The following is a 25,877-nucleotide window of genomic DNA, read 5'->3' as shown; positions in this document are numbered from 1 at the left end:
CAAGCGAATCGTCGACGCAACAAAAACGGGCCGGTCGCGAACGCGACCGGCCCGTTTCCGGGGATTCGACCTATCAGCCGAGGCTGAAGGGCTGGCCCCACAGCGTCACCCAGCTGATGACGTTGTCGGTCTCGACCTCGACGCTGACGAAGGCGCGCGCCTGGGCGTAGCCGGCGCAGCCGGTCAGGCCGATGGTGGAGTCCTGCCAGCTCACCGAACCGGAGCCGTTCTTGAACTTGTTGTTCTTGCTGTGCGACTCGTTGCCGTAGTCGTCGGCCACCTCACGGTCGAGGATGTAGAACGACTGCGCCTGGCCGGGGCCGAGCGAGAGCTCGCCGCCGGTGCCGATGCCGCCGCTGGCGTTGCCTTCCCAGTCGCTCTCGACCGAGCCGTCGCCGGAGACACCGCCGCCGGCGATGTTCACCTGGCAACCCACGGTGTAGCCCGGGTAGATCTTGCCGCTGCCGCCGTCGGAGACGGTGACCTGCGCGGTGCCCGAGACCCACGAGTTGCGGTGCACCGGGGTGGAGCCCATCGACGGGCTGATGAGAGCCGACTCGCCCACCAGGCTGATGTCGACGACGGTGCCGTCGGACAGGGTCTTGGTGATGTGGCCACCCGGCAGCGGAACGAAGGTGTCGGCGTTGGCCGCGCCCGTGGAGAACAGGCCGACAGCCACGGTGGCCGCGGCGCTGAGGCCCGCCATCCGCGCCATGAACTTACGGTTGATCATAGGATTTGTCCCTCGAGGATTGAGTTCGCCGCAGCGAGAAGAAGATTCGTCAGATTCGAAAGACGTCAGCCGATGCTGAACGGCATGCCGTAGAGGGTGGTCTTCGAGTAGTGGTCGCCGATGATCTCGACCACGGTGTACGCCCGGGCCTGCGCGTAGCCGGCGCAGCCCTGGATCTCGATTTCCGCGTCCTGGTAATCGATGGCGTAGGTGCCCGCCTTCTGGATGTCCTTCGAGCTGATCTGGACGAACTTGACCTCGCCCGGGCCCAGGTTGACACCGATCGAGCCGCCGGCGCTCACGCCGCTGGTGCTCAGGCCACCGGACACACCGGCGCCGATGGCGTCGTCGGCGATGCTCACCTGGCAACCGACGATGTAGCCGGTGTTCAGCTGGGAGGTGCCGTGGGTGGAGGAGTTGTTGGAGCCGGGACGGCCGGACGGACCGTTCCAGGGGCCGACCTCGCCCTCGGGGGTCTCGGCGACCTCGGCGATCGCCGAGCCGGAGACCCAGACGACGCGACCCGCGCCGTTGGCGGCCATCGACGGCGAGATCAGTGCGCTCTCGTGCGTGCGGGTGATGGTCACATTCGGACCGACCTTCTGTCCGTCCGGCAACGGCACGAAGGTGTCGGCATTGGCGGCACCGGTCGACAGCAGGCCGAAAGCCACGGCGGCCGCGGCAGCGCCGACGCCCGCGGCACGGGCGCCGCGGCGCACACCGGTGGTGCGGTTCTCGCTCATACTTCCCCTCATCAGGTGTCTAACAGCCGGTCTCGACTTTCGAGACCGGACGGGTGGACCTCACAGGCCCAGCTCAGTGTGTCGCCCCTTTGTTGCCGTTACGTAACCAACTGTTATTTCGACGATACGGCCGGGGCCGGTGTGGCGAACCCGAGCCAGGGTTCCACCGGGTGGTTCAACGCATAGAAGTGGGGTACTGCGGGGACCGATAGTTGATGGCTCGATGGCGAACATTAAACGCTCAGATGATGTTCAGGCAACGAAACAGTTCGTAAATTTCATAGTGACCCCCGCCACACGGTCGGACATCGTCACATGCTTTGACGTGCATTTATGCATTCGGCACGTGATGTGTTAAGGCCGATTGACCGGTACCGTCGGTACACCGGTTGGAGCCCTGAACACGACAAAGGACCACGCTTTCGCGTGGTCCTGGGAAATTGCCTCGGTTACTCGCCGGTACCGAAACCGGCATTTCGGTTCGGGCGATTTACGTGCGGTCCGCGTAGGTAACGGTGCGGTCACCCGTGGTGTGGTGGAACCTGGGATCGTAACCATTCGTCGTTGTCCGGGCCGCCGGCGGCCTCGCCGCGCTCGTCACCGGTGGTCTCGGGCAGCACGTCACCGAAGATCCTGGCCAGCCGCGCGGCCTCGGCGGCCTTGCGGCGGGCCGCCTCGGGATCCGGCGGGGACGTGCTGTCCGACGTGGCCATCGGCCTCATTCGTCCAATCCGGAGAGCTCGCCGATCACCCGGCTCGCGAGCGGGCCGAGGGTGGCCATGCCGTCGCGGATCGCCGAGCGGGTACCGGGCAGATTCACCACCAGGGTGCTGCCGGAGATCCCGGCGACACCGCGCGAGAGACCGGCGTCGAGCGAACCGGCCACCCGGCCGGACGCGCGCAGCGCCTCGGTGATGCCGGGCAGCTCCCGGTCGAGGACCTCGGTGGTGGCCTCCGGGGTGACATCGCGCGGCGACATCCCGGTGCCGCCGACCGAGATCACCAGATCGACGCCACCGATCACCGCGGTGTTGAGCGCGTTGCGGATCTCGACCTCCTCGGCCTGCACCGTCACCGACGCGTCGACGAGGAAGCCCGCTTCGCTGAGCAACTCGGTGACGAGCGGGCCGAGTGAGTCCACTCCGCCATGCGCCGTCCGATCGTCGACGACAACAACCAGTGCACGCCCTGCCACGGGAGCATCGATGTCCATGCTCATCACCGTAGCGCTTACACACGACAGTGCCGCGCTCGAACGCATCATCGGCCGCCCTCCGCCGCCGCGCCGGTCAGGGTGACCTCGACGGTCTTGGCGTTGCCGCCCTGCTCGTCGGTGTAGGTGAGCTTCACCTTGTCGCCCGGCTGATGCGAGCGGACCGCCGCGATCAGCGCGTCGCCGGAGTCGATGGGCCGGTCGTCGAGCTTGGTGACCACCGCGCCCGCGGGCACGCCCGCCTTGTCGGCCGGGCTGCCCGGCGTCACCTCGAGAACGCGGGCGGCGGTGTCCTGGGGCCGCAGTTTGATGCCGATCTGGGCGTAGGTGGCGTGGCCGGTCTTGATCAGCTCGTCGGCGACCCGGCGGGCCTGGTCCACCGGGATCGCGAAGCCGAGGCCGATCGAGCCGCTCTGCGCGCCGGTCGCCTCGCCGCCGAGGCTGGCGATGGCGGTGTTGATGCCGATCAGCTTGCCCTGGGCGTCGACCAGCGCGCCGCCGGAGTTGCCCGGGTTGATCGCGGCGTCGGTCTGGATCGCGTCGATCACCGGATTCACCTGGCTCGGCGCGCCTTCCCCGCTGGTGGAGACCGGGCGGTTCAGTGCCGACACGATGCCGGTGGTGACGGTCCCGGCGAGGCCGAGTGGCGAACCGATGGCGATCACCGGCTGGCCCACCGCGATGCCGTCGGAGGTCCCGAGTTCGATCGGGGTGAGACCGGTCTTGCCGCTGACCTTGATCACGGCCAGATCGGAGACCGGGTCGGCGCCGATCATGGTCGCCGGCGCGGAACTACCGTCGCTGAACACCACTTCCATCTTCGCCGCGGAACCGGCCCCCGCCGCGACATGGTTGTTGGTGAGGATCAGGCCGTCGGAGGACAGCACGACCCCGGAGCCCTCCCCCGAAGCCCGCGTCCCGGCCACCTTGATCATCACCACGCTCGGCAGCACCCGCTGGGCTACCGCCTGGGTGGACCCGGCGGGCGCGTTGGCGACATTGTTGACATTGGGCTTGGGCGCGTCGAGCGCGTTGGTCACCGGCGCCGACTCCGACCCGGTCGCGAGCGCTCCGACGACACCGCCGATGCCACCGCTGACGAGAGCCAGCGCCGTCGCCCCCGCGACGAGGCCCAGGCGCAACGGTTTGCGTTGCGGCGCGGGCGCCTGTGCGACATAGGGACCGGGCTGACCACCCTGCGGCGTGTAGCCGTATCCGGGCAGGGGCGCGGTGTGCTGCGCCTCCGCCGTGCCGAAGTGCGGTGCCGCGCCGTGCTGCTGCGCCGCGCTGTGGTGCTGCGCGCTCCGGTGCTGTGGCGCGCCGTAGGGCTGCCCTGCTCCGTACTGCTGGGAGCGGTCGGTCGCCGCGTCGTACGACGACACCGGTCCGCCGGGTCGTCCGTCGCCGGGGAGCGGTGCGGCGGCATCGGGATGCGCGCTGCCGCGGGTCGGCGCGGCGCCGGTCTCGGGTGCCTGCGGCCCCGTGGCCGGGAACGGGTGATCCGCGCTGCCCGCCGCGGGATCTCCGGGCTGCTCGGCGGGGCGCTGCTGGGGATCGTCGGTCATGGTTGCTGTCTCCTCACGCTTGCTGACCAGCTTCGTGACGGGTACTGAGAAGCGGCTGAGATCGGGCCGTCAGTTCGCCGAGACTCCTGGGTCGGTCAGATCGTCGCCGCGTCGTCCGGGAGCGGCGCCTCGCCGGGCAGCACGATCCGGACCAGCGTGCCACCGCGGTCGGAGGTGTCGACCGCGATCGTGCCGCCGTGTTTGGTGACGACCTGCTTGACGATCGCGAGCCCAAGTCCGGAGCCGGGCATCGAGCGCGAGGCCGTGGTCCGGTAGAAGCGCTCGAAGACCAGTTCGCGCTCCCCCGGCGGGATGCCGGGTCCCGCGTCGGCGACCGCGAGCTCGAGCAGTCCGGGACCGGCCGGACGCATGCTGATCCGCACCTCGGCGTCGGGCGGACTCCACTTGGCCGCGTTGTCGAGGACATTGAGCACCGCGCGTTCGAGCCCGGCCTCGTGCCCGTAGACGAACCACGGCCGCAGCTCGGCGGCGAAGGTGATGCCGGTGCCGCGGCGGCGCGCCCGTTCCAGCGCGCGCTCGGCCACCTCGCCCAGATCGACGCGCTCGTAGACGGTTTCCGGCGCGTCCTCGCGGGCCAGGTCGACCAGGTCGCCGACCAGGGTGGACAGCTCCTCGATCTGGGCGACGACATCGGCGCGCAGTTCGGCCATGTCCTCGTCGGGCAGCTGCGGCGCCCCGGGACGACCGGAGGCGATGAGCAGCTCCATATTGGTGCGCAGCGAGGTGAGCGGGGTGCGCAGCTCGTGACCCGCGTCGGCGACGAGCCTGCGCTGCCGGTCGCGCGACTCGGCCAGCGCGCGCAGCATCGTGTTGAAACTCTCGGTGAGCCTGGCCAATTCGTCGTCACCGGTGACGGGGATCGGGGTCAGGTCGTCGGTGCGGGCGACGCGTTCGGTGGCGGCGGTGAGCCGGGCGATGGGACGCAGGCCCGTGCGGCCGACGGCGGTGCCCGCCGCGGCGGCGAGCACGACGCCGCAGGCGCCGACGACGAACAGCAGCCAGGCCAGCCGGTCGAGCACCTCGCGGGTGCGGTAGAGCTTCTGCGAGATGATCAGCGTCGCGCCGCTGTGGGTGCGCACGGCGAGCACGCGCTGATCTCCGACGGTGCGCAGCGAGGAGTTGAGCTTGCCGTCGGCGACGGCGAGCTCCTGCACGCCCACCGGCGGGATCGTCTGCTGCGGCGGCATGTACGGCTTGTGGTCGGCGTAGATCAGCGCGACGCCGACGTCGTTGGAGAACAGCCCGGCCAGCACGATCGACTGGAAGCCGAGCGTCTCGAAATTGTTGTTGATCATGGTCGCCGCGCGCGCCTCCAGCTGGGCGTCGACGTCGGCGTAGAGCGCGCGCGCCACCATCGCGTAGGCCGCGATCGAGGTGACCGCGACGGCGATGAGCACCACCGAGGCCGCCAGCAGCGTCACCCGCCAGCGCAGCGAGACCGAGCGGGTCAGCGGCATCGGCGGTCGCATCTCACCCGTGTCGGGTGGGCGCAGGACCGCGACGGCCGGCTCCTTGTGTGCCATCGCCCGCCGCCTACGGAGGGGTCTCGCGCAGCACGTAGCCGACGCCACGCACGGTGTGGATCAGGCGTTCCTCGCCGTCGGCCTCGGTCTTGCGGCGCAGATAGCCGATGTAGACCTCGAGCGCGTTGCCGGAGGTGGGAAAGTCGTAGCCCCAGACCTCCTCGAGGATGCGCCCGCGCGTGAGCACCCGGCGCGGATTGGCCATCAACATCTCCAGCAGCGAGAACTCCGTGCGGGTGAGACTGATGGCGCGTTCGCCGCGCGAGACCTCGCGTGTCACCGGATCCAGCGACAAGTCAGCGAACACCATCGCCTCGGAGGCTTCGCCCGGATCGGGCGCGCGACGGCGCAGCAGCGCGCGTAAACGCGCCAGCAATTCCTCCAACGCGAAAGGTTTCGGCAAATAATCGTCGGCGCCCGCGTCGAGCCCGGCCACCCGTTCGGAGACCGAATCGCGCGCGGTCAAAACGAGAATCGGCAGATCGTCGCCGGTGCTGCGCAGCCTGCGGCACACTTCCAGGCCGTCCAGGCGCGGCATCATCACGTCGAGGACGAGGGCGTCTGGCCTGGCAGCGGCCACTTTTTCCAACGCGTCCATGCCGTCCACCGCCAGGTCGACGGTGTAGCCGTTGAAGCTCAGCGACCGGCGCAGTGATTCCCGCACGGCGCGATCGTCGTCGACTACCAGAATGCGCATGTGCCCAGTTTGCCGTGGCCGACTGAGAACGCACTGAGAGGGGGCGGCGCGTTGCCAGTCACAGGTGTCGCGGAGCATCATTGTGGCAGCGCATATTCGGCGAATTTTCCACGGCGTGGCCCGGATTGCCGATGCCTACCCAGCACGGTATCTTTCCTGCGGTAAAAGAAGACCTCCAGTTGGTTCTGCGCTGCATCGCTCCGCGACCTCCCCGCGCGGGCCGGGGTCACACGTGGAAGCAGAGGCAACGCACGCGGATGGAACCTGCATCGCGCTCCTGGCAATTCAGCCTGTCGAACTGGTCCGTCACCCGCAAGGTCGGCGTCGTGCTGGTGCTGCCGGTGATGCTGGCGACCACCTTCGCCGTGCTGCGTATCAACAACGAGCTGCAGACGATGACGCAGCTCGGTGCCGCCACCGAGCAAGCCACCGTCATCCGGCCGGTCGTCAAATTCGCCACCGCGACCGAACAACTCGCCGTCGCCGCGACGGCCAACTGGGGCGCGATCGCCGACCCGCAGACCGACGCCGCGCTCACCACCTACGACCAGGCGCTCGCCGAGGTCCAGAACGCGCTGCGCTCGGCGACGATCGACCCCGAGGTCGCCAGCGAGCTGACCGCGGCCACCGCCACCGGCGCCACCCTGCGCAACACGGTGCGCGGCGGGTCGCCCGCGATGGTCGGCGAGCAGACCGACGAGATCGGCGAGCGGATCGGCAACGCGCTGTCGAAGACCCCGCAGGTCGACGACTTCATCGTGCAGCGCTACTTCCTCCAGCTGACCGCGCTGCACCAGGCCCGCCGCGTGCTCACCCGCGAACGCACCCTGGTGGTCTCCCCCGACGCGGGCCGCAGCCAGAGCGCCCGCGCCCAGATGCTCGTCGAGCTCGGCTCCGAGTCGACCATGATCAAGACCTACGGCATGATCCTGCCGCAGAACGCGGGCGCCATGGCCTCGCTGCTGGACGCGGTACAGACCAGGATCAGCGTGTTCAGCCAGAACAACGGCGACCCGACCACCAACGCCGCGGTGCTCAACACCCTGCAGGTGAGCGCCGACACCTACGCCTCGAGCATCTCCTCGCTGCTCGACCTCATCGACCACACGCTCGACGAGAACACCGCCACCGCGCAGACCGGCGCGCTGCGCGAGACCACCCTCGTGCTCGGCATGCTGCTCGCCGGCCTGGCGCTGGCGCTGGCCGTGGCCCGCACGCTCGTCGTCCCGGTGCGCAGGCTGCGCCGCGACGCGCTCGAGGTGGCGCACGTGAAGCTGCCCGACGAGCTGGCCGTGGTGCGCAGCGGCGGCGCGACGCCCGAGATCGCGCCGGTCGGCGTCCACTCCACCGACGAGGTCGGTCAGCTCGCCCGCGCCGTCGACGAGATCCACGAGCAGGCCCTCAACCTGGCCGCCGACCAGGCCCGCCTGCGCCTGCAGATCGGCAACATGTTCGAGACGCTGTCGCGGCGCAGCCAGTCGCTGGTCGAGCAGCAGCTCGCGCTCATCGAGGAACTCGAGCACGACGAGGACAACCCGTCGCGGCTGCAGACGCTGTTCCGGCTCGACCACCTCGCCACCCGCATGCGCCGCAACGGCGACAACCTGCTCGTGCTCGCGGGCACCGTTCTGCGCCGCGGCCACCTGCCGCCGGTGCCGCTGTCGGACATGCTCTGGAGCGCGGTCTCGCAGGTGGAGGACTACCAGCGCGTCGAGATCGGCAATGTGCCCGACGGTGTGGTCGCCGGTGAGTCAGCGGTCGACATCGAGCATCTGCTCGCCGAGCTGATCGACAACGCGCTGCGCTATTCGCCGCCGAGCACCTCGGTGGCGGTGATCGTCGGCCGCGCGGTCGACGGCGGCTATCTCATCGAGATCACCGACCGCGGCCTCGGCATGTCGGCCGAAGACCTGCAGACGACCAACGACCGCCTCGCCTCCGGTGGCGAGGTCACCATCGAAACCGCACGTCGCATGGGTCTTTTCGTGGTCGGCAGGCTCGCCAAGCGGCACACCATCACCGTCAGCCTGCGGCGCACCTCCGGGCAGGCGCCGCAGCCGGGCATCACCGCGAGCGTGCATCTGCCCAGCGCGCTGGTCGCGCCCGCGCCCGCCGCGGCCGCCGGTCCGGTGACCGGACCCAACCCGATCGTCTCGACCGGTTCGCACGCGCTCGCCGCGCCCGCGATCGGCCCGCACGCGCTGACTCCCGCCGACATCACCGGACCCAACCCGATCACGGCCCCCGGCACGCCCGATCCGCTCGTGCTGCCCGCGCTGAACGGCGCGACGCCGCTGGTGCCGACCGGTCCGGTCGCGCCCGGCTTCGACGACGACCGGCCCGAGCCGAGCATGGCCCCGCTGACCAGCGCCGGTCTGCCGCAACGTCGCCCGTCGGCCGTGCCTGCGCCAGCTCCGGTGCCGGGCGCGCCGGAGCGGACACCGGAGCCCGCGCCCGCCGAGGCCGCGGTCGAGGAGGAGCCGACCGGCCTGTGGGCCGAGCACGAGCACGACACCGACGACCTGCCGGTCGCTGCGGCTCCGCGCACGTCGACTCCCCCCGCGTCGACGACGCCCACGCCGACCCCGCCCGCGGCGACCCCGCTGTCGCCAGCGCCCCTCGCCGAACCGGCGGCCGGCCCCGCTGCCGCCCCGGCGAACGGCGTGACCCCGCGGACCCTCGGCCTGCCGCAACGCGTTCCGGCCTCCAAGCTGACCGAACTCACCGAGTCCGGTCAGGTCCCGGCCGAACCCGCGCGGGCGCCCGAACCGGCGCCCGCCGACCCGATCCCCACCTCGAGCCCCCGCCTGCAGCCGGTCACCGGCGAGGCGCCGACCCCCATCTACCAGCGGATGGTCTCGGAATGGCTCGTCGAACCCGCTTCCGCCGGTGCCGATTCCGGCGGCAACGGAGCATCATGGAGTTCCCCCGGCGACGCGGGTTGGTCGGCAGCGGCCAGCGCGGGTAATCCGCCGACGTCCTCGCGCACCGTCGGCGGGCTGCCGATCCGTAAACCGGGCGCTCAGCTCGTCCCCGGCGGTCTCACCCCCGCCGAGGAAGCGGGCCCCCGCGATCCCGAGGAGATCCGAAACAACTTGACCAGACATCTCAGCGGCGTTCGCAGTGGCCGTGCCGAGATCCAGTACAACGACGGAGGCCACGAATGAGCAACGCGCACCCTACGGACGAGAATCTGAACTGGCTGGTCGCCCGCTTCACCCGGGACGTGCCCGGCGTCTCGCACGCGGTCCTGGTCTCGGCCGACGGGCTGCTGCAGGCGACCAGTCCGCACCTACCCGCGGACCGGGCCGAGCAGCTGGCCGCGGTGACCGCCGGCCTGGCGAGCCTGTCGGCGGGTGCCGCGCACCTGTTCGACGGCGGCAAGGTGATGCAGTCGATCGTCGAGATGCAGCGCGGGTACCTGCTGGTGATGAGCGTCGGAAACGGCTCGCACCTGGCGGTTCTGGCCAACAAGAGCCACGACATCGGCCGCATCGGCTACGAGATGGCGTTGCTCGTCGACCGGGTGGGCTCGGCGGTCACCGCCACCGCCCGCACCGCCGGCTGAGGTGAGATGTCGAGCCCGTACGGATCAGAACACCGGCCGACTACCCGGGTCAGGCCCTACGCCCTGACCTCCGGCCGGACCGAGCCCGCCATCGCGCTGCCGCTCGAGGCAGTCGTGGAAACGGTCTCCTATACCGCGCACCTGGAGTGGCCCGCCGGGGATCTGCGGACCGAAATCGTGCGTCTTGGCACACATCGGCTCTCTGTCGCCGAAATCGCGGCATACCTCGGACGCCCACTGGGTATGGTCCGGGTGATGATCGGCGATCTCGTTGTCGGCGGGATTCTCCGAATGCATTCGACGCTGACCGAGCAGGCGAGCTACGACGAACGCCGATCACTGATGGAGAGGACTTTGCGTGGACTCCGTGGCCTCTGAGGGCATGCGACCGCCGGCACCCGATCAGCGGGTCGCGTCGACCAAGATCGTCGTGGCCGGCGGATTCGGCGCGGGCAAAACCACATTCGTCGGGGCGGTGTCGGAGATCGTTCCGCTGCGCACCGAGGCGATGGTGACCCACTTCTCCGACGGCATCGACGATCTCGCCGAGACGCCGGAGAAGGAGACGACCACCGTCGCCATGGACTTCGGCCGCATCGTGCTGCCTGGCAACCTGGTGCTGTACCTGTTCGGCACGCCGGGCCAGAAGCGGTTCTGGTTCATGTGGGACGACCTCATCCGCGGCGCCATCGGCGCGGTGGTGCTGATCGATACCCGCAGGCTGGAGGACAGTTTCGCGGCGGTCGACTTCTTCGAGGCGCGTGGCCTGCCGTTCCTGATCGCGGTCAACCGGTTCCCGAACGCGCCACGCTTCCCGATCGCGGAACTGCGCGAGGCGCTTTCGGTGCGCGAGGGCATCCCGATCGTCGACATCGACGCGCGCAACGCCGTCGAGGTCAGGCAGGCGCTGGCCGCGGTGACCGAGTACGCCATCGCTCAGCTCGAGCCGCAGCAGTTCGAGGAGGCAGGGCGGCGTGGTTGAGCTGCTCGCCGGGGCCGACGCCGAGACCTTCGGCCGCGGTACCGGCGTCGCCTGGCTCGCGTACGACCTGTCGGCGCTCGGCGCGCTGGTGGCGTTCGCGTGCATCCGGCATGCGAAGTATTCGCTGCGATTCCGGATGATCTGGCTGACGATGGCCGCGGTCTCGCTCGGTGGAGTCGGGATCTGGCTGGCGAATTCGGTGGCCCTGCTCGGCATCCGCGTGCACGACACGACGATGCGATACAACGTGGCGCTCGGCGCGTCGGCCCTGGCCATCGCCGTGGTCGGGGTGCTCGCCGGGCTGCTGATCAGCGGTCGAACGCCGCAACTGCCGCGCCTGGTGGTCGCGGGCCTGACGACCGGCCTGAGTGTCGGCCTGTCCACGTATCTCACGCTGGACGCGCTCACCGTGCAGGGTTCGGTCGACGAAACGCTGGGCCTCATCGGGGTTTCGGTGCTGCTGTCGATGGCGCTGTCCACGGCGACGCTGTGGGCCGCCCAGGTGGTGCGCCCGGTGTGGCTGCGGGTGGTGGTGTCGTTGCTGTTCGGGATCGGCGTCGGCGCGGTGTACTACACGGCCGTCGCCGCGCTGGAGTTCTCGCTCGACGCGGGCGGCCGGATTCCGTCCGGGCTGCCGCTGTTCGACCTCGTGTTCCCGATGTTCGTCATCGGCTCGATGGGGCTGACGATCCCGATCACCGCGGTCCTCATCGCACCGGATCGCCGCGATACCGCCGAGACGCCCGCCCCGCCCGCGGACCGTCGGCGCGCGCTGATCAGCTAACGTCCGGTTTGCCCGGAAACATCGGGGGATTCGGCGCCGGAAACAGGCCCTGAAGTGGCGATGAGCGGGTTCTCCTCATCGGAGAACCCGCCCTCGTGCACGAGAGTACATATCCGGCAAGGACTCCGCATCAGTCGTTCCGGAATTTTCTTGTGCTACAAAACAAACCACAGGTCGGTTACTCGACGGTCAGCAATCCCTCCGCAAGCACGGCGGCCGATTCGGCCCAAGTGGCCCGTGTCACATCAGTAACCACGCGATTGCCACTCCCCCGCCGCAGGGCCCTGAACAGGCACGATCCGGCCGAAGCAAGGCCCCTGGACAGCCGTGGCCACCGAACCCGGCGCCGACGGCGCGTTCGGCCCCCACACCGCCGTCGCGCGGGTTATCGTCGCCCCGGGCGCTTTCCGTCTCGCCCGGCACATCCAAGAGGTTCGTTCGAAGGAGTTCGCATGGCCGTCAACGTGGTGCTCGACAAAGTTCTCGACAAGGAGTTCGAGAACAAGACGCTGAAGGAAATCCTCGCCGCGCCGCCGTCGGCCCTGGCCGGCCTCACCGAGGCGCACGACAAGCAGCTGCTCGACGCGCTCAAGATCAAGACCATCGCCGACCTGGGCAGCAACAAGTTCTTCCAGCTCGCCGCCGCCCTGGTCGAACTGGCCGAGCGCGAAGGCTGAACATTTAGCACCGAGGCGGGGCCGCGGACCATCATGGTCGCGGCCCCGCCTCGGTGTCAGCACTCTCAGATCTTCGCCGGGTCGATCAACCCTTTTCGGACCGCGCCGATGATGCGGCGCGGCACCTTGTACTCCACGCCGCCGACCGTCACCGGAACCAGCTGCGGCACTTCCGCTTTCCACTGTGACCGCCTGCTGCGGGTGTTCGACCGCGACATCCTGCGCTTGGGAACCGCCATCGCTCAGCCCTCCTTGCCCGCGCGGGTGCGCTTGCCGTACTTGCGCTCGAACTTCTCGACCCGGCCCTGCGCGTCGAGCACGCGATGCGCGCCGGTCCAGAACGGGTGCGAATCCGCGGTGACGTCGACCATCAGCAGCGGATAGGTGTTGCCGTCGGACCATTCGACGGTGCGATCGCTGGTCGCGGTCGACCTGGTCAGGAACTGCTTGCCGGTGCTCGCGTCCTCGAACACGACCGGGTGGTAGTCGGGGTGGATGCCCGCTTTCATGCTGTATCTCCTTTTCGGTTGGTGCGCTCGCTCGCCGCGGCGGGAGCCTCGGCCGGGTCGGCGCAGGGGTCTTCGTGCCAGTCGCCGAAGGGGTCCTCCCACAGCGCGACTCGCTCCGGCGCGCGGTCGACCAGCAGCAGCTCGTCGTCCTCCACCAGCGCCCAGTGCAGGGCGTGCCGGATCTCGGCCGGGTCGGCGTCATGGGCCAGGATCACCAGCGACACATCGCGATCGCCGAAGCGCTCGTCCCAGCGCAGCGCGGCCATCGCCCGCCGGTCCGGATCCGCGTCGGCCTGTTCCTCGGCACTCATGGCGGCCAGCCAGCGGCCCGCGCCACCGACCCGCAGGCCACCGCCCGCCGACTCCAGCCACACCACCTGATCCGGCTGGGTGGCCAGCCAGATCCGGCCGCGCGCGGTGACGACGCCGTCGAACAGCACGTCGAGCGCGTCGTGCAGCCGCAGCGGATGGAACGGCCTGCGCGCGGCGAATTCGATGAGCGTGACGCCGTGCTCGGTGGTCAGCGGCGGCTGACCGCGCAGCAGCGGGGCGTGCGCGTCGAAGATCCGGCCCCGGCGCGCGTCGGCGGGGATCCTGGTCAGCAGGGCGCCGAGTTCCACCGCGTCGAGGGCGGCGAGATCGTCGAGCCAGGCGATCGGCGCGCCCGGCGCCATCCTGGCGAGCACGGCGTCGAGCCGCTCACGCTCCAGGGCGTCGACCCCGGCGGTCAGCACCACCAGGGCATCGGCGAAGTCGACCTGGCCGACGGCCACCTGGGCGACGGTGCGCTCGTCGTCGGCCGCGGCGAGGCCGCGGTCGGCCAGCGCCTCGTCGCCGGTCGCGTCGGCCAGCCAGTTCTGCCCGTCGAGGCAGGTCAAAACGGCCTCGATCCGGACATTGCGGCCCGCGGGTCCGTCGACCCGGTCGGCGACCCCGGTGACCTCGACGGTCTCGATCGCGTGGCACAGCGCCTCGGCCTCGATGGCCGGATCCAGCGCGAGCACGATGCGGTGGACGTGCTCGCGCGCGGCCAGCGTGCACAGCATCGGCAGCAGGTCGGCGCGCAGCGTGCACGACACGCAGCCGTGCGCCAGTTCCAGCACGGTGGTCGTGACGGCGCCCGCGGTGCGCACCGTGCGGCGCACCACGCCTTCGCGCAGTTCGGCGAGGTCGTGGTGCACCACAACGGTGCCCGGGTCCTCGCTCAGCACCGCCGCGATGTGCTCGACGCCGGTCATGGCGGGTCCGGCGAAACCGGCGAGCAGCACGACGGGCGTTCTCCGGTCGGACTGGTCCAGCACCCGATACCCCTTTCGATAACGATTTTCATTAGACGTAGGGGCAACGGTACAGTCTGGAATATCCATTGTCGAAAATGGTTGTCATATCCATGGAGGGAGGTCGCATGTCGGCCCACTGCCAGGTCACCGGTCGCAAGCCCGGCTTCGGAAAAGCCGTCTCGCATTCGCACCGGCGCACCAACCGGCGCTGGAACCCCAACATCCAGCGCAAGACCTACTACCTGCCCAGCGAGGGCCGCCGCATCACGCTGACGGTCTCCGCCAAGGGCATCAAGACCATCGACCGGGACGGGATCGAGGCTGTCGTAGCTCGCATCCGCGCCCGCGGCGACAAGATCTAGGAGCACCCATGGCCTCGAAGACCACCGCCATCCGGCCGATCGTCAAGCTCAAGTCCACCGCGGGCACCGGCTACACCTATGTCACCCGCAAGAACCGGCGCAACGACCCCGACCGGCTGGTGCTGCGCAAGTACGACCCCGTCGTGCGCAAGCACGTCGACTTCCGCGAGGAGCGCTGATGGCGAAGAAGTCGAAAATCGCCCGCAACGAGCAGCGCCGGGCGATCGTCGAGCGGTACGCGGCGCGCCGCGCCGAACTCAAGGAGCTCATCCGCAGGCCGGGCACCGGCGACGACGAGCGCGCGGCCGCCCAGGCGGAACTGCGCAAACAGCCACGCGACGCGAGTCCGGTACGATTGCGCAATCGGGATGCAGCCGATGGCCGACCACGCGGTCATCTCCGGAAGTTCGGCCTCTCCCGTGTTCGAGTGCGCGAGATGGCCCACCGGGGCGAGCTCCCCGGGGTCCACAAATCGAGCTGGTAGAGACCCACTGAACTCGTGAGAAGGAACATCACATGGCAGTGAAGCGAGCACCGTCCAAGAAGGCACGCGCCGAGCAGGGCCGCAAGCCGAAGAAGAACCCGCTGATCGCCGCGGGTATCGAGGTCGTCGACTACAAAGACGTCAACCTGCTGCGCACCTTCATCTCCGACCGCGGCAAGATCCGCAGCCGCCGGGTCACCGGCCTGACCCCGCAGCAGCAGCGTCAGGTCGCCGTCGCGGTGAAGAACGCGCGCGAGATGGCGCTGCTGCCCTTCACCAGCCGCTAGGACGCAGAGCGAAGAACGGCCCCGAAGCTGTTGCCTCGGGGCCGTTCTCGTTGCGTAGGCGATGGAGCGCCGCGGCTAGGTCGTCACGGGATGGTGAGAACCTGGCCCGCGTTGATCAGGTCCGGGTTGTCGATGCCGGACGCCGCCGCGATCTCCTGGTAGCGGTTGCCGTCGCCGTAGAAGCGCTCGGAGATGGCCCACAGGGTGTCGCCCGGCTCGACCGTGTAGGTCTGCGCGGCGGGCGGCGGCGGGGGCACCTCTTCGGCGACCGGGGCGGCCGCGACCGGCTCCGGCTCGGGGGCCGGGGCGGGCAGCGGGTTGTCGGTGTTGGTGGCGGTGGCCCACGCGACCGAGCCGTCGGTGCCGTACAGCACGACGTTGCGGTCGGGCTGCACCACGAGGCGCTCGACGTTCTTGCCGTTGGTCTCGGTCGACCAGGCGGCCGAGCCGTCGCCCTTGTAGACGACGAAGTTGCCGTCGTTCTGCAGGGCCGCGCGCTGCACGTCCTGCCCATGAGTCATAGCGGCCCACACGACGTTGCCGTCGGGCTCGGACAGCACCAGGTTGCCGTCCGGCTGCAGGGCCAGGGTGTACGCACCGCCGGTCAGGGACTGTCCCAGTCCCAGTTCTTCGCCTACGCGCAGCGTGTCGCCCACGTTCGTCCTTTCGAAGATCCAGTTGCAGAGCACCGATGAAAAGATGCTCGCCGTGTGCCACGGCGGCGCATCGGAAGCGAATGTAGCCCGCGCGGAGCGGAAATGGGCGAGTTACGCGCAGGGTTCGCGGAAAGTTCACTGTGAGATACGTCGTCTTCGGATCGCGCCGCTCGCCGGGGCCTGCTCCGCCGACGCCCCGGCTAGGGTGGCGAGCATGCGAACGATGTCGCGTTTCACCGCCGCCACGGCCGCCGTCGCCGTGCTGATGGGCCCGCTCACCGCCTGCTCGAACACCGAAGACGCTGCGCCCCAGCCGAGTTCGTCGGCGACGCCGAGCGCGCGCCCAGAGGACGGCAACGCGGGCATCGGGCACCGGTTCACCCCCGATCCGACCATCGTCGAGCCGCACCCGCTCGCGTTCTCGTCCTGGACCCGCCTGGGTGACAACACGATCGGCGTCAACTTCCAGACCGGCAACCCGGAGTGCTTCGGCGTCGACGTCACCGTCACCGAGACCGCCGAGCAGGTGAGGGTGGCGCTGCGCGGCGGGACGCGGGCCGACGCGGTCGGCAAGATGTGCACCATGAACGCCGTCTTCGGCACCGTCGAGATCGCACTGGACTCTCCACTCGGCAGCCGCGAGGTCGTCGACGCCGGATAACGAAAACGGGTGTCGCGCCGAGAGATTCGGCGCGACACCCGGTTCGGGTACGCGGTGACTCAGTGCGCGAAGTGGCGCGCTCCGGTCAGGTACAGGGTGACGCCGGCTTCCTTGCAGAGCTCGACGGTGTCCTTGTCGCGGATCGAACCGCCGGGGTGCACGATGGCGCGCACGCCGGCCGCCACCAGGATCTGCGGTCCGTCGGAGAACGGGAAGAACGCGTCCGACGCGGCGACCGAGCCCTTGGCCCGCTCCCCCGCGCGCTCGACGGCGAGCTTGCACGAATCGACGCGGTTGACCTGGCCCATGCCCACGCCGACCGCGGCGCCGTCATCGGCCAGCAGGATCGCGTTCGACTTCACGGCACGGCAAGCGCGCCAAGCGAATTCGAGATCGGCCAGAGTGGCGGCATCGGCCGGGTCACCCGCGGCGAGGGTCCAGTTGGCCGGGTCGTCGCCCTCGGCGTCGAGCACGTCGCGGTCCTGCAGCAGCGCACCGCCGCTGATCGGGCGCAGCTCCACGCCCTTGCGCCGCGGCGGCTCGGCGACGAGCACGCGCACGTTCTTCTTGCGCTGCAGCACCTCGACCGCGCCGGGCGCGTAGCCGGGGGCCACGATGACCTCGGTGAAGATCTCGGCGACCTGCTCGGCCATCTCCACGCTGACCTCGCGGTTGGCCGCGATCACACCGCCGTAGGCGCTGACCGGGTCGGTCGCGTGGGCCTTGCGGTGCGCCTCGGCGATGTCGGCGCCGACGGCGATGCCGCACGGGTTGGCGTGCTTGATCACCGCGACGGCGGGCTCGTCGAAGTCGAACGCGGCGCGCCAGGCGGCGTCACCGTCGGTGTAGTTGTTGTACGACATCTCCTTGCCGTGCAGCTGCTCGGCCTGCGCGATCCCGACGGTGCCGTCGTTGGCGGTGTACAGCGCGGCCGCCTGGTGCGGGTTCTCGCCGTACCGCAGCACCGCGGCCCGCTCCCAGGAGCCGGCGACCCAACCGGGGAACTGTTCGGTCTCGGGCACCACGGCGGGCACGGCGACCGAACCCATCCAGCTCGCGACGGCCACGTCGTAGCTCGCGGTGTGCTGGAAGGCCTTGGCGGCCAGCGCGGTCCGCTCGGCGAGGGTGAACCCGCCGGACTTCACCGCGGTCAGCACGTCGTCGTAATCGGTGACATCGACGACGACGCCCACCGACGGATGGTTCTTCGCGGCCGCGCGCACCATCGACGGACCGCCGATGTCGATCTGCTCGACGCACTCGTCGATGCTCGCGCCACCGGCCACGGTCTGGGTGAACGGGTAGAGGTTCACCACCACCAGCTGGAAGGCCTCCACGCCGAGCTCGCCCAGCTGATCGACGTGCTCGGGACGCCGGGTGTCGGCGAGGATGCCGGCGTGCACGCGCGGGTGCAGCGTCTTGACGCGGCCGTCGAGGGTCTCCGGGAAACCGGTCAGGTCCTCGACCTTGGTGACCGGAATGCCCGCCTCGGCGATCTTGCCCGCGGTCGAGCCGGTCGACACCAGCTCCACGCCCGCGGCGTGCAGCCCGGTGGCCAGCTCGATGAGCCCGGTCTTGTCGTAGACGCTCACCAGCGCCCTGCGGATGGCCTTACGTTCACTCACCGGTGTGCTCGCTCATCTGGAATTTCTGCCTTTCGTCCGTCGGAGACAATGCCTCGCGTCGCGACGGCGGCGATGACCTCCGCCAGCAGCCGTCGCTCGACAATCTTGATGCGCTCGTGCAGCGTGGCCTCGTCGTCGCCGGGCAGCACGTCGACCGCCTCCTGCGCCAGGATCGGGCCCGTGTCGACGCCGCCGTCGACCAGGTGCACGGTGCAGCCGGTGACCTTCGCGCCGTAGGCGAGCGCGTCCCGCACGCCGTGCGCGCCGGGGAACGCGGGCAGCAGCGCGGGATGGGTGTTGATGAACCGGCCGCCGAAACGCTCCAGGAAGCGGGGGCCGACGATCTTCATGAAGCCGGCCGAGACCACCAGGTCGGGCTGATGCGCGTCGACCGCGTCGGCCAGCGCCTGATCCCAGGCGGACCGGTCGGGAAAGTCTTTGAGCGCGACCCGGAAGTGCTCGACGCCCGCCGCCTCGGCGTGGTCGGTGGCCTGGCACACGCGGTCGACGCCGACGGCGACGATCTTCGCGGGGAATCCGGGCTCGCGGGCGGCGGCCAGCAGCGCGTTGAGCAGCGAGCCGGTGCCCGAGGCGAGGACGACGACGGTGGCCGGTGTCCCTGCGGGCTTCCACTGGGCAAACGAGGACGTCAGCGCTCTACTCCTGCGTTGGTCGGGGGGCGGCGATCGGCGATACCGCCGGGTCGAGCTTAACGACCGGTGTCCCTGTCACCTTCCGGCAGGTCCGGCTCGACGACCTCCGCGTCGACGATGTCGTCGGCGGGCGGTGTCGCGGAGCCGGGCGCGGCGATGCTCACCTCGACGTCGTCGTCGATGTCTTCGAGCACCTCGGCGTCGACCTCGACGGCGGGATCGTCGTCGTAGTCGTCGGTGTCGTCGTGCTCGTCCTCGTCCTCGTCGTCGTCGTAGTAGTAATCGTCCTCGTCGTAGTCGTCGTCCGCGTAGGCGTAGTCATAGTCCGCGTCGTCGTAGTCGGCCTCGGGCTCGGCCGGGGCGGCGGGCGCGAGGAAGCGGCGGGCGAAGACCATGCCGACGAAACCACCGACGCCGAACCAGGTGATCATCAGCACCACCAGCATCAGCAGGTCGACCCCGACCCGGCCGACCGCGCCGAGCTGCCCGCCGCCCACGATGGCGAGCAGCAGCATCGTCAGCGTGGACAGCGCGGCGCAGGTGAGCGTCGCCCACGGCGCGCCGGGCCGGTCGTCGCTGGTGCGGCCCAGTTCGACACCGGCCAGGACGCCGATCGCGATCGGCACCAGCAGCAGCACCGGCCACCAGGGTGCGGCCGGGCCCTCCGGCACGGGGACGAGCGCGGGCAGCGCGGGCACCTGCGCGGCGGTGACGCCGAACAGGCCGACCGATCCGGCACCGAACTGCACGGCCGCGCCGCTGAGCAGCCCGGCCGCGGCGATCACCACATTGGGCAGGTAGAGCAGCGACAGCAGCGTCATCCCGAGAACGTCGGTGACGTTGTCCGCCCGCTGATACGCGCCGTCGAGCCGGGACAGGTGGACGAAGAACGACACGAGTGTCGCCAGGGCGGCGCAGCCCAGCATCCGCAGTACGGTGCGGCGCGCGGCACGGGCGCCGAGGACCGCCCACTCCGGGATGTCGACCGGCACCAGCGCGCACAGCGAACGCCAGGACCGGCTGCCGATTCCGGCCGCGGCGGCGCCGAGGTACAGCAGGATCACCCAGCCGAACGCGGTGAGCGGACCCGGCGGTTCGAGCGGCGTGACGCCCGCCGCGTCACCGGTGACGGCGAGGCAGACGGCGGTCAGCAGTAGTGGGCCCGCCAGCACGGACGCGGCGAGCCAGCCCAGGTCGACCGGGGTGGGGCGGCTCGGTATCGCCCGCGCGCATTCGCGGGCCGCTGCCCAGACCAGGACGGCGGTCGGCACCAGCGGCAGCAGGCCGAGCGTGGTGCGGCCGACGGTGAGCGGAATCTGGTGGGCGGCGAGCCAGGTCGCCGCGACCGCGCCGGGCGCGCTGGTCAGGTCGGTCCCGGTGGTGAGCATGACCACCAGCACCAGCACGACGGTCGCCGCCAGCGCGCAGATCGTCGGCCGGGCCGCGACGAGCAGCAGGGTTCGCGCCCGTTCCGGCGACAGCGACCACCAGGGCGGCTCGTGCTCGTGCCCGGACGACGCTGCGGTGGTCTCCCCGACGCCGCGTGACCCGGAGGTCCGGCGCACGAGGGCGTTACGGGAGCTCATGACAATTCAGCGTGGCAGCTTCCCCGGCGGGCGCGGGGCAGGCGCGCCGCGAGCCCACAGGCACACCTGTGGGCTCGCGATCGCACCGTGCCACGCGCGGCGGCCGTCGGTTTTCTACTTGTTCTCGTCGTTCGGGCGGAACGCCGTGGTGGCGTCGGCCGCCGGGTCGGAGGCCTGTTCGCCGCCGAACGGCTGCGCCTGGCCCGGCTGCGGCTGCGAACCCTGCTGCGCGCCACCGTAGTTCGGGGCGCCGAACGGCTGACCACCCTGCGGCTGGGCGCCGCCGAAGTGCTGGGTCGCACTCTCATCGGGCCGCGGCTGCTGCGGGGCGCCGCCGTAGGGCGACTGCTGCTGCGGGGCGCCGTACTGCTGACCGTAGGGCGACTGCTGACCCGGCTGCTGGCCGTAGGACGGCTGCTGGCCAGGCTGCGCCTGCCCCGGCTGACCGTAGGACGGCTGCGGCACCGACGGCTGGCTCTGCTGGCCGTACGGCGACTGCGTCTGGTACTGACCGCCGGTCTGCCCCTGGCCGTAGCCGGCCTGCTGGCCGTAGGACGGCTGCTGACCGTAGCCGGGCTGCTGGCCGTAACCCTGCTGCCCATAGCCCTGCTGGCCGTACTGACCCGGCTGCTGCTGCGGCTGCGCCGGCTTGGGCGCGGGCGCCTTGATGATCCCCAGCGTGAACAGCAGTGCCACCACTGCGACCGCGGCGGTCGCGAACGCGAGCACCAGCACCAGGAAGGCGCCGATCTCGAGCTCGGAGCCCTCGGGGGCGCCGACGAAGGTCGAGATCACCAGGGCGAGGAACCCGGCCACCGCCGACGCGGCGGCCGCACCGAGCAGATCCTGCTTGGGCAGCAACGAGACACCGGCGAGCAGACCCGCGAGCAGCAGCAGGGCGACGGTCGCGCCACCCGACCACTCGAACAGGCTGAAGCTGATGTCGGAGCCGACGGTCGTGCCGCCGATCTTGGTCGGCTCGGAACCGATGTAGGGCAGGAAGCCGAGCAGGAAGGTCAGCACGCCGAGACCGGCGGTCGCCGCGGTCAGAATGAACGGCAGGCCTTTGCCTTCCGAGCCGGTCGCGGTCGATGGCGACGGCGCGGCGGCTCCGGTGCTCGGACCCTGGCTGGGCGCGGCGGGCGCCGCGGGTGTGTTGTACCCGGAGCCCCCGGTCGGGTATGACATGTCGTCGTCTCCTTGATCGAGTCGTGCGCATCGGTCGCGTCGAACTGACTGCTGCTGGTCCGGTCTTGACGCTACTGCACGCCACGTTCCCGGTCATCACCTACCGAGCGGGCTGTGGACAACCCACCGCCTGTGGATGAATCGACAAAGGCCGCCTCCGGCAAACCCGGAAGACGGCCTAGGTCGATGTGAGATTCAGATCAGGCTGTATCCATTCGCCCGATCCGGGGCCCTACGTGGTCACGCAAGCTACCGCCTTCGGGCCCTGACTGATCAGGCGGAGGCGATCGACGCCTTCTCCAGAATCTCGCGGGCCAGCGCGGCGGTGGCGGACGGCGTCTTGCCGACCTTCACACCGGCGGCCTCGAGGGCCTCCTGCTTGGCCTGCGCGGTGCCGCCGCCGCTGGAGACGATGGCGCCGGCGTGGCCCATGGTCTTGCCCTCGGGCGCGGTGAAACCGGCGACGTAGCCGACGACCGGCTTGGTCACGTTGGCCTTGATGTAGGCCGCGGCACGCTCCTCGGCGTCACCACCGATCTCGCCGATCATCACGATGATCTTGGTCTCGGGGTCCTTCTCGAACGCCTCGATGGCGTCGATGTGGGTGGTGCCGATGACCGGGTCGCCACCGATGCCGATCGCGGTCGAGAAACCGAAATCGCGCAGCTCGTACATCATCTGGTAGGTCAGGGTGCCCGACTTCGACACCAGGCCGACCGGGCCCTTGCCGGTGATGTTGTTCGGGGTGATGCCGACCAGCGCCTCGCCCGGGGTGATGATGCCGGGGCAGTTCGGGCCGATGATGCGGGTCTTCTCGCCCTTCTCCACGTTGTAGGCCCACGCGTAGGCGGAGTCCTGCACCGGGATGCCCTCGGTGATGACCACGAGCAGCGGGATCTCCGCGTCGATGGCCTCGATGATGGCGTCCTTGGAGAAGGCCGGGGGCACGAACGCGATGGAGGTGTCGGCGCCGGTCTTCTCCATGGCCTCGGCCACGGAACCGAACACGGGCAGCTCGACCTCGTTGCCGTCCTTGTCGGTGTGCTTGACGGTGGTGCCGGCCTTACGGGCGTTGACGCCGCCGACGACGTTGGTGCCCGCCTTCAGCATCAGCGCGGTGTGCTTGGTGCCCTCGCCGCCGGTGATGCCCTGGACGATGACCTTGTTGTCCTTGTTCAGGAAGATGGACATGTTTGCGGTTCCTTACTTGGCTGCGGCGAGTTCGGCGGCCTTGTCGGCGCCTTCGTCCATGGTCTGGGCCAGCGTCACCAGCGGGTGGTTGGCCTCGGTGAGGATCTTGCGGCCCTCTTCGACCTTGTTGCCGTCGAGACGGACGACCAGCGGCTTGGTGGCCGCGTCACCGAGCACCTCGAGGGCGCCCACGATGCCGTTGGCGACGGCGTCACACGCGGTGATGCCACCGAAGACGTTGACGAACACGCTCTTGACCTGCGCGTCGCCCAGGATGACGTCCAGGCCCGCGGCCATCACGGCCGCCGAGGCGCCGCCGCCGATGTCGAGGAAGTTGGCCGGCTTCACGCCGCCGTGGTTCTCGCCCGCGTAGGCGACGACGTCCAGGGTCGACATGACCAGACCGGCGCCGTTGCCGATGATGCCGACCTCGCCGTCGAGCTTGACGTAGTTGAGGTCGTTCTCCTTGGCCTTGAGCTCGAGCGGGTCGGTCGCGTCGACGTCGGCGAACTCGAGGTGGCCGGGCTGGCGGAACTCGGCGTTCTCGTCCAGGGTGACCTTGCCGTCGAGGGCGAGGATCTCGTCGTTCGGGGTGCGCACCAGCGGGTTGACCTCGACCAGGGTGGTGTCTTCCTTGGTGAAGACCTCCCACAGCTTCTGGATGGTCACGGCCGCGGCGTCGAGCACCTCGGCGGGCAGGTGGCCCTTCTCGGCGATCTCACGGGCGAAGGCCAGGTCGACGCCCTTGACGGCGTCCACCGGGATCTTGGCCAGGCGCTCGGGGGTCTTCTCGGCGACCTCTTCGATCTCCATGCCGCCCTCGACCGAACACATGGCCAGGTAGGTGCGGTTGGAACGGTCGAGCAGGAAGGAGATGTAGTACTCCTCCGCGATGTCCTTGGCCTCGGCGACAAGGAGCTTCTTGACGATGTGGCCCTTGATGTCCAGGCCGAGAATGTTCTGCGCGTGCGTGAACGCGTCCTCCGGGGTGGCGGCGTACTTGACGCCACCCGCCTTACCGCGACCGCCCACCTTGACCTGCGCCTTGACCATCACAGGCTTGCCGATTTCCTCGGCAATGGCGCGTGCTTCTTCGGCCGTGTCGCAAACGCGGCCCTCCGACGAAGGCACTCCGTGCTTAACGAAGAGCTCCTTCGCCTGATATTCGAAGAGATCCATGTACTCACCGTCTCGTCTGCGTTGCTATGACAACGTCTTTGTTGGCGGCCCGACGTCGGTAGCGGGTCGGGTCGGACTCTAACCAGTCACATGGAGGGCCAATCGGCCACGTTCATCCTAAGTGGCGCAGGTCACGACGTGTCGGGAGAGGTCCGGAAAACCGCTGGCCAAGGCTACTGGCGAGTAGTTTTCGCGCGCTCCGGAACGCCGTGGCAGGTCGGGACGCCAAAAGCTGAGACGCCCCGCGATCTACTACGTAATGTCGTCGATGAACCTCACCCCGAATGCCCGAAAATGGTGAGATATTCCGTTGTGTTACGGTGACGAATCTCACACGGGCGTGTAGGTTTCCGGCCAGCGCTTGCCACTCTGCAACAGCTTCGTTACCGTCAGAGCGGTCGAAGTCACAACCAGGTCACGACAACCAGGTCACGACTGGCAAGTCAGGACTGAGGAGGACGACAAGCTTGAGGCACGTCAGCACTCGCTTGGTACAGCCGTCGGCGATTCGGTACAGCCGATGAACCACCGCTCCACCTTCACAGTCGAACATCGCCCCACTTCCGGACACCGTTACCGGTACGCCGACGAGTACACCTCGCACCCGCAGGCCCGTCGCGCTCCCGCCGCGGCGCCCGAGACCGCGTGGCCGCAGCAGGACATCTGGAACGACCGGCAGGACTGGTCCGGCGACAATGCCTGGACGCCCGCCGAGGACGAATGGACTCCGGACGAGTCCGACACCTACGACTCCGGCGCCTACAACACCGGTACGTACAACACCGGCGGCTACAGCGCCGACGCCGCTTGGGGCCCCGCGGCCACGGAGCCCGAGCCGCAGCGCGTCGAACGCCGCGGTGGCGCCCATCGCGTCCCCGCACCGCCGACCGCGCTCAAGGGCCGTGCCGCCGTCATCGCTGTCGCCGCGGGCGCCGTCGTCGCCGCCGGTCAGGCCGCGATGGCCGAGCCCGCCCAGCCGCACAGCGGCGTCGACTACGAAGCCGCCGGGCAGATCCACGAGATCGCCGCGCAGTCGATGAACACCGCCGAGGTCGACCAGGCCGGCGCCGGCGCCACGGTGCTGGAAGCCTCCGCGATCGCGGACAAGAGCCATTTCGACGACATCCTCGCCAAGGGGCAGAAGTTCGCCGAAGACCTCGCCGCGCAGGAATCGGCCAAGCTGCGCCCGCTGTTCGCCAAGTTCACCACCGGCAACTACACCTCCGGTTTCGGCGCCCGCTGGGGCGTGCAGCACCTGGGTATCGACGTCGCGGGCCCGATCGGCACCCCGATCTACTCCGTCGCCGACGGCACCGTCATCGAGGCGGGCCCGGCCTCCGGCTTCGGCATGTGGGTCCGCGTCCTGCACGACGACGGCACGGTCACCATCTACGGCCACATCGACACCGCGACGGTCTCGCAGGGCGAGCGCGTCCTGGCCGGTGACCAGATCGCCACCATGGGCAACCGCGGCTTCTCCACCGGCCCGCACTGCCACTTCGAGGTCTGGCTCAACGGCACCGACAAGATCGACCCGGTCCCGTGGCTGGCCACCCGAGGCATCAGCCTGGGCGCCCAGCGCGACTGAGTTCACGCCGCTCCGCATATCTCAGCCGCTCGATCGCGCTGTGCCGGCGGCCGACCGGTTGATGGTTGTCGCCTGCGTACCGGGAGGCTTCCGGTGGCTCGACGGTGAGTAGTGACACGCTT

The 25,877-nt window shown here is 69.7% G+C and carries 29 protein-coding genes; 12 read left to right on the top strand and 17 right to left on the bottom strand.

All coding sequences use genetic code 11. The features are described from left to right. Positions 1–73: 73 nt before the first annotated feature. The 7 genes from DFR69_RS23175 to DFR69_RS23145 all read right to left on the bottom strand — a co-directional run bounded on the left by DFR69_RS23175 (position 74) and on the right by DFR69_RS23145 (position 6,495). Positions 74–733: an MspA family porin gene (locus DFR69_RS23175; RefSeq protein ID WP_110039725.1), complete on the bottom strand. Its 660-nt coding sequence runs from the start codon at positions 731–733 to the stop codon at positions 74–76. A 65-nt stretch (positions 734–798) separates the two neighbouring features. Further along, on the bottom strand, positions 799–1,476 hold the full coding sequence (locus tag DFR69_RS23170; RefSeq protein WP_110039724.1) for an MspA family porin: 678 nt from the start codon (positions 1,474–1,476) through the stop codon (positions 799–801). A 521-nt stretch (positions 1,477–1,997) separates the two neighbouring features. Further along, positions 1,998–2,189, bottom strand: coding sequence for a hypothetical protein (locus DFR69_RS23165; RefSeq protein ID WP_110039723.1), 192 nt, complete (start codon positions 2,187–2,189; stop codon positions 1,998–2,000). 5 nt (positions 2,190–2,194) lie between these two features. Further along, entirely contained in the window at positions 2,195–2,740 is a 546-nt protein-coding gene (locus tag DFR69_RS23160) for a MogA/MoaB family molybdenum cofactor biosynthesis protein (protein WP_110039722.1), read from the bottom strand. Then, positions 2,737–4,254: a trypsin-like peptidase domain-containing protein gene (locus DFR69_RS23155; RefSeq protein ID WP_244198413.1), complete on the bottom strand. Its 1,518-nt coding sequence runs from the start codon at positions 4,252–4,254 to the stop codon at positions 2,737–2,739. Before DFR69_RS23155 ends, DFR69_RS23160 begins: the two co-directional genes overlap by 4 nt. Positions 4,255–4,349: 95 nt before the next feature. Beyond that, positions 4,350–5,798: a sensor histidine kinase gene (locus tag DFR69_RS23150; protein ID WP_110039721.1), complete on the bottom strand. Its 1,449-nt coding sequence runs from the start codon at positions 5,796–5,798 to the stop codon at positions 4,350–4,352. A gap of 10 nt (positions 5,799–5,808) precedes the next feature. Beyond that, the gene (locus DFR69_RS23145; protein ID WP_110039720.1) at positions 5,809–6,495 is read right to left on the bottom strand and encodes a response regulator transcription factor; all 687 of its coding nucleotides are present in this window, start codon (positions 6,493–6,495) and stop codon (positions 5,809–5,811) included. A gap of 257 nt (positions 6,496–6,752) precedes the next feature. Here DFR69_RS23145 and DFR69_RS23140 point away from each other — a divergent pair, with 257 nt between their 5' ends. The 6 genes from DFR69_RS23140 (at position 6,753) to DFR69_RS23115 (ending at position 12,506) form a co-directional block, all read left to right on the top strand. Beyond that, entirely contained in the window at positions 6,753–9,662 is a 2,910-nt protein-coding gene (locus DFR69_RS23140) for an ATP-binding protein (RefSeq protein WP_110039719.1), read from the top strand. Beyond that, positions 9,659–10,063, top strand: a complete 405-nt coding sequence (locus DFR69_RS23135) for a roadblock/LC7 domain-containing protein (RefSeq protein WP_110039718.1) — start codon at positions 9,659–9,661, stop codon at positions 10,061–10,063. Before DFR69_RS23140 ends, DFR69_RS23135 begins: the two co-directional genes overlap by 4 nt. 6 nt (positions 10,064–10,069) lie before the next feature. Further along, the gene (locus DFR69_RS23130; RefSeq protein ID WP_110039717.1) at positions 10,070–10,441 is read left to right on the top strand and encodes a DUF742 domain-containing protein; all 372 of its coding nucleotides are present in this window, start codon (positions 10,070–10,072) and stop codon (positions 10,439–10,441) included. Between the two features lie 4 nt (positions 10,442–10,445). Beyond that, positions 10,446–11,045, top strand: a complete 600-nt coding sequence (locus DFR69_RS23125; protein WP_110039847.1) for a GTP-binding protein — start codon at positions 10,446–10,448, stop codon at positions 11,043–11,045. Next, complete coding sequence (locus DFR69_RS23120; protein WP_110039716.1) at positions 11,038–11,829, top strand: MHYT domain-containing protein; 792 nt, start codon at positions 11,038–11,040, stop codon at positions 11,827–11,829. The genes DFR69_RS23125 and DFR69_RS23120 overlap by 8 nt, the downstream gene beginning before the upstream one ends. 452 nt (positions 11,830–12,281) lie before the next feature. Then, complete coding sequence (locus DFR69_RS23115) at positions 12,282–12,506, top strand: hypothetical protein (RefSeq protein WP_110039715.1); 225 nt, start codon at positions 12,282–12,284, stop codon at positions 12,504–12,506. A gap of 65 nt (positions 12,507–12,571) precedes the next feature. On the opposite strand, the gene rpmF is transcribed toward DFR69_RS23115, so the two are convergent. Genes rpmF through mrf form a run of 3 tightly spaced genes read right to left on the bottom strand, consistent with a single transcriptional unit; the run spans position 12,572 to position 14,316 of the window. Continuing rightward, the gene (gene rpmF, locus DFR69_RS23110; RefSeq protein ID WP_110039714.1) at positions 12,572–12,745 is read right to left on the bottom strand and encodes a 50S ribosomal protein L32; all 174 of its coding nucleotides are present in this window, start codon (positions 12,743–12,745) and stop codon (positions 12,572–12,574) included. 3 nt (positions 12,746–12,748) lie between these two features. Next, on the bottom strand, positions 12,749–13,015 hold the full coding sequence (locus tag DFR69_RS23105) for a type B 50S ribosomal protein L31 (protein WP_110039713.1): 267 nt from the start codon (positions 13,013–13,015) through the stop codon (positions 12,749–12,751). Then, positions 13,012–14,316 (bottom strand): ribosome hibernation factor-recruiting GTPase MRF, encoded by a 1,305-nt coding sequence (mrf, locus tag DFR69_RS23100; RefSeq protein ID WP_186817502.1) that lies wholly within the window; start codon positions 14,314–14,316, stop codon positions 13,012–13,014. Before mrf ends, DFR69_RS23105 begins: the two co-directional genes overlap by 4 nt. A gap of 104 nt (positions 14,317–14,420) precedes the next feature. Between mrf and rpmB the strand changes: the two genes are divergently transcribed. The 4 genes from rpmB to rpsR are packed head-to-tail and all read left to right on the top strand — an operon-like array spanning position 14,421 to position 15,428. Then, positions 14,421–14,657, top strand: coding sequence for a 50S ribosomal protein L28 (gene rpmB, locus DFR69_RS23095; RefSeq protein WP_019049258.1), 237 nt, complete (start codon positions 14,421–14,423; stop codon positions 14,655–14,657). 8 nt (positions 14,658–14,665) lie between these two features. Then, positions 14,666–14,836, top strand: a complete 171-nt coding sequence (rpmG, locus tag DFR69_RS23090) for a 50S ribosomal protein L33 (protein WP_110039712.1) — start codon at positions 14,666–14,668, stop codon at positions 14,834–14,836. Beyond that, positions 14,836–15,141 (top strand): 30S ribosomal protein S14, encoded by a 306-nt coding sequence (gene rpsN, locus DFR69_RS23085; RefSeq protein WP_110039711.1) that lies wholly within the window; start codon positions 14,836–14,838, stop codon positions 15,139–15,141. Before rpmG ends, rpsN begins: the two co-directional genes overlap by 1 nt. A gap of 32 nt (positions 15,142–15,173) precedes the next feature. After that, entirely contained in the window at positions 15,174–15,428 is a 255-nt protein-coding gene (gene rpsR / locus DFR69_RS23080) for a 30S ribosomal protein S18 (RefSeq protein WP_022566236.1), read from the top strand. 83 nt (positions 15,429–15,511) lie between these two features. Here the strand turns inward: rpsR and DFR69_RS23075 are convergent, their stop codons facing one another. Further along, positions 15,512–16,084 carry a LysM peptidoglycan-binding domain-containing protein gene (locus DFR69_RS23075; protein WP_167456377.1) on the bottom strand — a complete coding sequence of 191 codons (573 nt, stop codon included), beginning with the start codon at positions 16,082–16,084 and terminating at the stop codon, positions 15,512–15,514. A gap of 214 nt (positions 16,085–16,298) precedes the next feature. Between DFR69_RS23075 and DFR69_RS23070 the strand changes: the two genes are divergently transcribed. After that, positions 16,299–16,745, top strand: coding sequence for a hypothetical protein (locus tag DFR69_RS23070; RefSeq protein ID WP_244198412.1), 447 nt, complete (start codon positions 16,299–16,301; stop codon positions 16,743–16,745). A gap of 59 nt (positions 16,746–16,804) precedes the next feature. Here DFR69_RS23070 and purH read toward each other — a convergent pair whose 3' ends face one another. From purH to sucC, 6 genes are all read right to left on the bottom strand, one after another. Continuing rightward, positions 16,805–18,370 carry a bifunctional phosphoribosylaminoimidazolecarboxamide formyltransferase/IMP cyclohydrolase gene (purH, locus tag DFR69_RS23065; protein WP_110039708.1) on the bottom strand — a complete coding sequence of 522 codons (1,566 nt, stop codon included), beginning with the start codon at positions 18,368–18,370 and terminating at the stop codon, positions 16,805–16,807. Further along, positions 18,367–19,023, bottom strand: coding sequence for a phosphoribosylglycinamide formyltransferase (gene purN, locus DFR69_RS23060; protein ID WP_110039707.1), 657 nt, complete (start codon positions 19,021–19,023; stop codon positions 18,367–18,369). Before purN ends, purH begins: the two co-directional genes overlap by 4 nt. 56 nt (positions 19,024–19,079) lie before the next feature. Further along, complete coding sequence (locus DFR69_RS23055; RefSeq protein ID WP_146229404.1) at positions 19,080–20,609, bottom strand: cell division protein PerM; 1,530 nt, start codon at positions 20,607–20,609, stop codon at positions 19,080–19,082. A gap of 114 nt (positions 20,610–20,723) precedes the next feature. Then, positions 20,724–21,797: a DUF5336 domain-containing protein gene (locus DFR69_RS23050; protein ID WP_110039705.1), complete on the bottom strand. Its 1,074-nt coding sequence runs from the start codon at positions 21,795–21,797 to the stop codon at positions 20,724–20,726. A gap of 273 nt (positions 21,798–22,070) precedes the next feature. Beyond that, positions 22,071–22,988, bottom strand: coding sequence for a succinate--CoA ligase subunit alpha (gene sucD / locus DFR69_RS23045; RefSeq protein ID WP_110039704.1), 918 nt, complete (start codon positions 22,986–22,988; stop codon positions 22,071–22,073). A gap of 12 nt (positions 22,989–23,000) precedes the next feature. Further along, positions 23,001–24,167, bottom strand: a complete 1,167-nt coding sequence (gene sucC / locus DFR69_RS23040; protein ID WP_110039703.1) for an ADP-forming succinate--CoA ligase subunit beta — start codon at positions 24,165–24,167, stop codon at positions 23,001–23,003. Positions 24,168–24,687: 520 nt separating this feature from the next. On the opposite strand from sucC, the gene DFR69_RS23035 reads away from it, so the two are divergent. After that, positions 24,688–25,755 carry a M23 family metallopeptidase gene (locus DFR69_RS23035; protein WP_110039702.1) on the top strand — a complete coding sequence of 356 codons (1,068 nt, stop codon included), beginning with the start codon at positions 24,688–24,690 and terminating at the stop codon, positions 25,753–25,755. Positions 25,756–25,877 lie beyond the last annotated feature (122 nt).

Source organism: Nocardia neocaledoniensis, assembly GCF_003182135.1.
Classification (GTDB): Bacteria; Actinomycetota; Actinomycetes; order Mycobacteriales; family Mycobacteriaceae; genus Nocardia; species Nocardia neocaledoniensis.
The sequence above is the reverse complement of the archived record's forward strand: the minus strand, read 5'-3'. Positions and strand labels throughout refer to the sequence as shown.

What these genes read in the sequence shown, in the direction of transcription:
- DFR69_RS23175 (WP_110039725.1), bottom strand. Translation starts at nt 733, where the DNA reads ATGATCAACCGTAAGTTCATGGCGCGGATGGCGGGCCTCAGCGCCGCG.
- DFR69_RS23170 (WP_110039724.1), bottom strand. Translation starts at nt 1,476, where the DNA reads ATGAGCGAGAACCGCACCACCGGTGTGCGCCGCGGCGCCCGTGCCGCG.
- DFR69_RS23165 (WP_110039723.1), bottom strand. Translation starts at nt 2,189, where the DNA reads ATGGCCACGTCGGACAGCACGTCCCCGCCGGATCCCGAGGCGGCCCGC.
- DFR69_RS23160 (WP_110039722.1), bottom strand. Translation starts at nt 2,740, where the DNA reads ATGATGCGTTCGAGCGCGGCACTGTCGTGTGTAAGCGCTACGGTGATG.
- DFR69_RS23155 (WP_244198413.1), bottom strand. Translation starts at nt 4,254, where the DNA reads ATGACCGACGATCCCCAGCAGCGCCCCGCCGAGCAGCCCGGAGATCCC.
- DFR69_RS23150 (WP_110039721.1), bottom strand. Translation starts at nt 5,798, where the DNA reads ATGGCACACAAGGAGCCGGCCGTCGCGGTCCTGCGCCCACCCGACACG.
- DFR69_RS23145 (WP_110039720.1), bottom strand. Translation starts at nt 6,495, where the DNA reads ATGCGCATTCTGGTAGTCGACGACGATCGCGCCGTGCGGGAATCACTG.
- DFR69_RS23140 (WP_110039719.1), top strand. Translation starts at nt 6,753, where the DNA reads ATGGAACCTGCATCGCGCTCCTGGCAATTCAGCCTGTCGAACTGGTCC.
- DFR69_RS23135 (WP_110039718.1), top strand. Translation starts at nt 9,659, where the DNA reads ATGAGCAACGCGCACCCTACGGACGAGAATCTGAACTGGCTGGTCGCC.
- DFR69_RS23130 (WP_110039717.1), top strand. Translation starts at nt 10,070, where the DNA reads ATGTCGAGCCCGTACGGATCAGAACACCGGCCGACTACCCGGGTCAGG.
- DFR69_RS23125 (WP_110039847.1), top strand. Translation starts at nt 10,446, where the DNA reads ATGCGACCGCCGGCACCCGATCAGCGGGTCGCGTCGACCAAGATCGTC.
- DFR69_RS23115 (WP_110039715.1), top strand. Translation starts at nt 12,282, where the DNA reads ATGGCCGTCAACGTGGTGCTCGACAAAGTTCTCGACAAGGAGTTCGAG.
- rpmF (WP_110039714.1), bottom strand. Translation starts at nt 12,745, where the DNA reads ATGGCGGTTCCCAAGCGCAGGATGTCGCGGTCGAACACCCGCAGCAGG.
- DFR69_RS23105 (WP_110039713.1), bottom strand. Translation starts at nt 13,015, where the DNA reads ATGAAAGCGGGCATCCACCCCGACTACCACCCGGTCGTGTTCGAGGAC.
- rpmB (WP_019049258.1), top strand. Translation starts at nt 14,421, where the DNA reads ATGTCGGCCCACTGCCAGGTCACCGGTCGCAAGCCCGGCTTCGGAAAA.
- rpmG (WP_110039712.1), top strand. Translation starts at nt 14,666, where the DNA reads ATGGCCTCGAAGACCACCGCCATCCGGCCGATCGTCAAGCTCAAGTCC.
- rpsN (WP_110039711.1), top strand. Translation starts at nt 14,836, where the DNA reads ATGGCGAAGAAGTCGAAAATCGCCCGCAACGAGCAGCGCCGGGCGATC.
- rpsR (WP_022566236.1), top strand. Translation starts at nt 15,174, where the DNA reads ATGGCAGTGAAGCGAGCACCGTCCAAGAAGGCACGCGCCGAGCAGGGC.
- DFR69_RS23070 (WP_244198412.1), top strand. Translation starts at nt 16,299, where the DNA reads ATGCGAACGATGTCGCGTTTCACCGCCGCCACGGCCGCCGTCGCCGTG.
- DFR69_RS23055 (WP_146229404.1), bottom strand. Translation starts at nt 20,609, where the DNA reads ATGAGCTCCCGTAACGCCCTCGTGCGCCGGACCTCCGGGTCACGCGGC.
- DFR69_RS23050 (WP_110039705.1), bottom strand. Translation starts at nt 21,797, where the DNA reads ATGTCATACCCGACCGGGGGCTCCGGGTACAACACACCCGCGGCGCCC.
- sucD (WP_110039704.1), bottom strand. Translation starts at nt 22,988, where the DNA reads ATGTCCATCTTCCTGAACAAGGACAACAAGGTCATCGTCCAGGGCATC.
- sucC (WP_110039703.1), bottom strand. Translation starts at nt 24,167, where the DNA reads ATGGATCTCTTCGAATATCAGGCGAAGGAGCTCTTCGTTAAGCACGGA.
- DFR69_RS23035 (WP_110039702.1), top strand. Translation starts at nt 24,688, where the DNA reads ATGAACCACCGCTCCACCTTCACAGTCGAACATCGCCCCACTTCCGGA.